Genomic DNA, 6824 nt, shown 5'->3' on the forward strand with positions numbered 1-6824 from the left:
TGTTCAATCTCTTCTATTAGAATAAGCGGTAAATCGTAAATTTGAAATATCGAAATTATTGGTAACAAAAAAGGGGCTCAGTCGAACACACCCATACTCAAATAGCGTTCCCCGGTATCAGGCGCCATGCAAAGCACTTTCTTGCCTGTCCCCAAGCGCTTCGCCATCGTGATGGCCGCAAAGACGGAGGCCCCGGAAGACGGACCGACCAGAATCCCTTCCTGGCGGGCCAATCTTTTCATTGTTTCTAGCGCTTCTTCGTCTGCAATTTGAATGATTTCGTCATAAATTCGGGTGTTCAGGATGGGCGGGATAAAGCCCGGGCTTGTCCCGACCAGCTTATGCGGTCCCGGCTTCCCTCCTGACAAGACAGGAGAGCCTTTTGGTTCGACAACCGCGATGTGCAGGTGCGGCAGCTTGTCCCGTAACGTCTCCCCGGTGCCCGTAATGGTTCCACCTGTGCCTGAAGTTGCTACAAATGCATCCAAATGTCCGTCCATCTGCTCAAGAATCTCTATCGCGGTGGTTTTGCGGTGCATGTCCGGATTCGCTTTGTTCTCAAACTGCTGCGGAATGAAACTGCGCGGGATTTGTTTCTGCAGCTCCAACGCTTTGGCAATCGCCCCCGGCATCCGCTGCTCGCACTCGGTTAGCACCACTTCCGCCCCGTAGGCTTTTACCAAATTAATCCGCTCTTTTGTGCAGTTATCCGGCATGACGAGAATCGCGCGATATCCTTTGGCGGCCGCATTCATCGCCAATCCGATTCCCGTATTGCCGCTAGTGGGCTCGATGATGGTATCCCCTTTTTGAATCAATCCGGCCGCTTCCGCCGCTGCAATCAAGTTAAAGGCAGCCCGGTCTTTCACACTGCGTGAGGGGTTAAACATCTCCAGTTTCACATACACATTGGCCGCCCCTTCCGGGACAACCCGATTCAGACGGACAACCGGTGTCCTGCCGATTAATTCTGTTACGTTGTTGTACACCTTCATGAAATCATCCCCAACTTCATCATATCATCCTGAACAGTCGGAATATAGACCTATTGTTACAATCCGCTCCTGAATTCCCGGGTATCATTCAAAACTTTATCAATTCGATCGAGCGCAATTTGATAATACGCTTCTTCCTTCTCGATTCCTGTACACAGGCGCCCAAGTCTGATACACGCTTCCGCCGTTGTCCCGGAACCGAGAAACGGGTCAAACACCTGATCCCCGGGGTTCGTTGACGCTTCGATTAATCGGTGGAACAGAGCGAGCGGCTTTTGTGTCGGATGGGCAGCCCGGTTATCGCTCCGGCGGATCCGTTCTTTTCCCTGACAGACGGGAAACTCCCAGACATCGCGGAGCTGCTTCCCGTTGTTATACTTTTTCATGGCTTCATAGTGAAAGGTATAGTGACTCCCTTTTGCAAACCACACAATAAATTCGGTGGAATGTGTGAAAACCCTGCGGGTCAGATTCGGCATGGGGTTCATTTTTCGCCAAGTGATGATATTCAAGCATTTGTATTTCAATTCTTTCAGTGCAATCATGACTTCACTGATATTGTGCTGCGAGCAGCAGACCATGATGGTGCCTGTGGTTTTGAGGAGAGGGTTTACCTTGCGAATCCATTCTCTCGTGAAATCCAGATAGCTTTCGAACGAGTACGTGTCCCAATTTTCATTGATCTTGTACCAGTTTCCCCCGTCGAGCTTGTTCTCCCATTTCATATCGATTCCGCTTGTATTATAGGGTGGGTCTGTGAGCACCAAATCAAATGAGTGTTCCGGCAACCGATCTAAAAGCGTCAGACAATCTCCGAAATACACACGCGGTTTCAATTTGACCGCCCCCTTTCGAATACTCCCCCCTTACATTCATTTCTTATGAACGGCGTTTTATTCCTGATTCCAAGAAAAAAAGCGGCCCTAATAAGGCCGTTGAACGTTCAAGTGAATATTTCCAGATTGGAGGTGCATATTATAACAGCCCCCTCCAGTTACGATGGAGAGGTAATGGAGAGTACCAAATCCCCTTTCTCAGATCGACTGATGCTGATTCACGTCACCTTATTAGTTTCTTCCAGTCTAGGGAATTATGGAATGGGAATGGCGGCAAGTCAAAGACGGGACCTGGCAACTGTGTATGCTCGGCTTTTGGTGGAAGGATCGGCTTATGGAGAAGACGGTACGAACCTCTTGATTGAAAATGGGTGGATGGAACAACCACCTATAGCACCTGATCGAAATACTCTTGCCAAAGGAAAGTAGGCTCCTGCATTGTGCCAACATCCACAACGTAGGAGCCTCTATTTCCTCCAGATTCGCCTATCACTCAGCCAACTGATTGCTTTCTGCCGGTGAACTGTAAACTGCCATCCGTTCTTTCGAAAAGTAGGAAACGAGTGCCATTACAAGTACGCTGGAAGCAATGCCATACATGATCGGATTGGTCGAAGTGATGCCCTCAATCATTAACCCGCTCAACACAACAACCGTACTTACGATAATGGAATAGAACGCAGCTTTAGCCGTTGCTCTTTTCCAAAAGAATCCGAGTACAAGCGGCACAAAAATCGCACCTGACAAGATTGCATAGGCAACATCAAGCGCAACGAGAACATCCTGAATCCAAATCGCAAAAATAATCGCCAAGATCCCGACGACAAGCGTTGTCAATCTGGATACGAGAAGGAACTGTTTCTCCCCCATATTTTTAAACCAGTACTGTTTCATGATGTCGTTTGTAAGCAACGTGGAAGAAGCCAATATCGTCCCCGAAGCGGTGGACATCAACGCAGAGCAAACACTGGCAAGAACGAGCCCCAGTACTCCGGGAGGCAGGATGGCGATCGCCATTTGAGCAAACGTATTTTGCGGATTCTCAATACCGGGAATCACGATCAACGCACACATTCCCACAATACTCAACGCGAGAGCATAACCGATGCTGTAGATACCGGCCCATACAGCTCCGACACGCGAAATCTTAATCGTTTTGGCTGTAAACACACGCTGCCAAATATCCTGGGAAACTACCAGCCCCAGAGAATACAGCAGGAAATATTGAAAAATCTGGTCCCCCCCAATCGTGGAGAAATCAAAATGAGACGCAGGCAGCTTCGCCAGAAGAGCATCCCAACCGCCAGCGGAGGAAAGACTCATCGGAAGCATGATAACGAAAATACCGACCGTCATAATCACAAACTGGATAATATCCGTAACCGTTACGCTCCACATGCCTCCCAGAATCGTATAAAAGAGGACAATCCCTCCACCGACAATCATCGAAACCGTCATATTCCAACCCAGCAATACATTAATAATCGCACCCATCCCGATCACTTGGGTAACCCCTACCATCAGGGTATAAATCGAGGAAACAAGTGCACTGATCAATCTGGTTTCCGAACTGTAGCGTTTGCCCAATAACTCGCTAATAGTCGACACATTGGCTCCGGAAATCCGTTTGATAAATAAAACACCCAAGAGCATGATGCCTAATCCGATTGAAGTGACGAACCACATACCCGACAGACCAAATTTATAGCCTAACTTGGTTGTTCCAATCGTTGAAGCTCCACCCAGAATGACAGCTGCAAGACAACCCAGATACATAAAAAATCCGAGATTGCGGCCGGCCAAGACAAAGTCTTCCGATGTTTTCGCTCTTCTTGCACCGATGATCCCTACCACAATCAAGACCGTAAAATACAGAAGAATGACAGACGTATCAAGCAAGTTCATTTGATTTGTCCCCCTATTTTTGAACTCACATCATTTAAGAACTTCTTACGCACATGGTTTCTGTTTCGTATTCCGTGACTGCTTCGGCAAGGATCCTGACCCCCTCATCAATTTCTTTCTTTGTAATGGTAAGCGGAGGGATCATTCGTATCACTTCACCACTGTTCCCGCAGAGGTAGAACAGGACGCCCTTCTGAAGGCATTTGTTCAAAATGCTCATGAGTCCCTCGCCGTTGGGTGCTTTTGTAAAAGGGTCTACGATTTCAATCCCGATCATCAAGCCCACCGCACGGATGCTTCCGATTGAGAGATGCTGGTTTTTTAACTCGGAGAGTTTTTCGTGTGCGTATTTCCCCATCGCCTTGGAATTTTCTACAAGTTTCTCTTCTTTCATCACTTCCAGAGTCGCCAATGCCGCAGAACAGGCAATCGGATTTCCGCCGAACGTGGTTCCGTGACTGCCGAGGGGCCATTTTTGCATTAATTCCTTGGATGCCACCGTTGCACTGAGAGGAAGACCCGACGCGATTCCTTTGGCAATCGCCATAATATCCGGTGTCACGCCAAAAGTTTGCGCTGCAAACCATTCGCCCGTCCGTCCAAATCCGGTTTGCACCTCGTCAAAGATCAGCAGAATGCCGTGACGGTCGCAGATTTCCCGGATTTTTTGCAGCCATGCCCTTGGAGGGATAATGTATCCACCCTCGCCAAGCACCGGTTCCACAATCATGCAGGCCACTTCTTCCGGGGACACCTGGTGGTTAAAGAGAGTCTTAAAGTCTTTTTCCAGCTTTTCCACACAATACACTTCAGGATCCTGTCCGCTCGGGCAATCGTCCACTTTCGCGTAAGGAACGTGATAAGTGAGTCCACTGGGCTGCAGATATTTTCTGTACTTGCTTTTGGATGTCGTCACGCTGAGCGCTCCCATCGACCGGCCATGGAAACATCCGAGAAAAGAAATGACATAAGGTCTCTTTGTTACATGCTTGGCCAGTTTAATTGCTCCTTCAATCGCCTCTGTACCGCTGTTCCCGAAGAAGAAGCATTCCAAACCTTTGGGCAGTACCGTCGTCAATTCTTCGCTCAATCGGAGAAGCGATTCATAAATCACAACACCCGATGGACCGTGAACCAGTTGATCTGCCGCTTTTTTAATCGCCTGCACAACTTTCGGATGGCGATGCCCGGTATTGGCGACGGCAATCCCTGAGGTAAAATCCAGGTAGGCTTTTCCATCCAGTCCGTAGTAATAGCAGCCTTCCGCTTTCACCACGGGCAGGTTTGGATGGTCTTTCGCCATACTTGGGGCCAAACGCTCCGACATCTGCCGAACCAAATAACTCCAATCATCTGACACGTTTTGCAAACCTCCTTAGTTGTTCTGCCAAAAGAGAATGCAATATTCGTGCCAGCTATCATTTTATTCCGTATGTTTTCAGTTTTCGAACAATTGTAGGCTGACTTACGCCCAATGCTTTGGCCATTTCGACAGTCGTTTTATATTTGCGCTTCGCTTTGGCCAAGACCTGTTTTTCCACGCTCTCCAGGATTTCAGGCAAGGGCCTGTTATCATTCTCATCAAACAGAGGAGGATTGTGCGCTTGGTTGATACAATCCGGAAGATGATCCACCGTAATCAGCTTTGACGAAGAGGTCACCACCAGCCGTTCCAACAAGTTGATCAGTTCTCTCACATTTCCTTTCCACTCGTGGTACACCAAACGCTGGATCACAGCTTCGTCAAGCCTTCTCTCCCGATTGTACTTTTTCTCAAATTGATCCAGGAAATATTCAATCAGAGGCAGGATGTCTTCGGCTCTTTGACGGAGTGGAGGAATCGTAATCGGAACCACATTTAACCGAAAATACAAATCCTCCCGAAAGCTCTTCTCACGAACGGCCGCCTCCAGGTTCTTGTTCGTCGCCGCGATCAACCTGAAATCCGCTTGCCGGACCTTCGTTCCGCCAACCCTGTAAAACTGTTTTTCCTGAATCATTTTTAATAATTTCACCTGATGAATGAGCGACAATTCCCCAACCTCATCCAAAAACAAAGTCCCGCCATCCGCCAATTCAGCCAATCCGACCTTCCCTTTCGGGTTCGCTCCCGTAAAAGAACCGGCTTCATATCCAAAGAATTCCGCTTCAAATAAGGTCTCCGGAATCGCACCGCAATTGACTTCAATAAACGGCCCCTTGCTCCGCAAACTGTGGTTATGAATAAACTTTGCAATAAGTGATTTTCCGACGCCGGACTCGCCTAAAAGCAATACGTTCGCATCTACTTCGGCAACTGTTAACGCGGTATCAAGCACTTTTTTCATTTCCTCACTGTTGGCGATGATGCCGTCTGAGTCGATATATTTGCTTCGAAGAATATCCAGCTCGCTCTTCACCCGCTCCATATCTTCCTCCATGATCTGCAGGTAGTGCTTTAAGTTCATAAGCTCAGTGACATCGTGAGAGTAGCTGACAATGCGGACAAGTTCCCCTTCCGGATTAAAAACCGGAATCCCTGTAACCAACAGCTTTTTGCCTTTGTTCGTGGTCTGTACGAAAGTGATTTTCTTTTTCTCTTTAATCACCATGGGAGTGACAATGGGAGTAAATAAGCCTTCCTTTTCCAACTCGTAGACCGATTTCCCGATCAGATCACTGGAATCCACATCATAAATCTCCCCGGTCGTTTGACTTGCTTTCAAAATAATACCCTGGGTATCGGCCACCATGATATCGTCCTTTAACGAATGCAGAATCGCTTCGTCTTCATTCCACTGAATGTGTTTTTTCACGTCTGTTTCCCCCTCACGATGTTGCTGGGTTATTTATTTTTGAATAGTAATGTTCGCAGGCGATTTCCTATAGGCTCCGGTGTCTGTATTATAGATCGATTATTTGATTTTGAATAATTATTCTTTTTTGGATATTGAAAAAAGCGACCTTAGATGATCGCTTGAGGGTTGGAAATTGTTCACCTGGTTCAGATGGATTTGAGCCTTCTTAACCGTTATCTCTATTTAAAAGGCTGAGTTCAAATATAGTGTTGCCTCCAAACATTAGTTCTGGTAATCTTCAGATATACAGA

6 protein-coding genes are annotated in these 6824 nt (G+C 47.5%); 1 reads left to right on the plus strand and 5 read right to left on the minus strand.

Translation table 11 applies throughout. The annotated features are described in order from the left end of the window. Positions 1-77: 77 nt before the first annotated feature. A complete protein-coding gene (gene cysK, locus ACFO8Q_RS23010) occupies positions 78-995 on the minus strand; it encodes a cysteine synthase A (RefSeq protein ID WP_380029534.1) in 918 nt (305 codons plus the stop codon). Positions 996-1051: 56 nt separating this feature from the next. Continuing rightward, positions 1052-1831 carry a DNA-methyltransferase gene (locus ACFO8Q_RS23015; protein WP_380029536.1) on the minus strand — a complete coding sequence of 260 codons (780 nt, stop codon included), beginning with the start codon at positions 1829-1831 and terminating at the stop codon, positions 1052-1054. 45 nt (positions 1832-1876) lie between these two features. On the opposite strand from ACFO8Q_RS23015, the gene ACFO8Q_RS23020 reads away from it, so the two are divergent. Then, positions 1877-2260, plus strand: coding sequence for a DUF3231 family protein (locus ACFO8Q_RS23020; RefSeq protein WP_380029539.1), 384 nt, complete (start codon positions 1877-1879; stop codon positions 2258-2260). A gap of 60 nt (positions 2261-2320) precedes the next feature. On the opposite strand, the gene ACFO8Q_RS23025 is transcribed toward ACFO8Q_RS23020, so the two are convergent. From ACFO8Q_RS23025 to ACFO8Q_RS23035, 3 genes are read right to left on the minus strand one after another with little or no spacing between them, the layout of a single operon-like run. Further along, the gene (locus ACFO8Q_RS23025; RefSeq protein ID WP_380029541.1) at positions 2321-3736 is read right to left on the minus strand and encodes a sodium:solute symporter family protein; all 1416 of its coding nucleotides are present in this window, start codon (positions 3734-3736) and stop codon (positions 2321-2323) included. A gap of 34 nt (positions 3737-3770) precedes the next feature. Continuing rightward, positions 3771-5096: an aspartate aminotransferase family protein gene (locus ACFO8Q_RS23030; RefSeq protein ID WP_380029543.1), complete on the minus strand. Its 1326-nt coding sequence runs from the start codon at positions 5094-5096 to the stop codon at positions 3771-3773. 58 nt (positions 5097-5154) lie between these two features. Next, complete coding sequence (locus ACFO8Q_RS23035; protein ID WP_380029549.1) at positions 5155-6468, minus strand: sigma-54 interaction domain-containing protein; 1314 nt, start codon at positions 6466-6468, stop codon at positions 5155-5157. Positions 6469-6824 lie beyond the last annotated feature (356 nt).

The sequence above is a fragment of the Effusibacillus consociatus genome, assembly GCF_042652925.1.
Classification (GTDB): Bacteria; Bacillota; Bacilli; order Tumebacillales; family Effusibacillaceae; genus Effusibacillus; species Effusibacillus consociatus.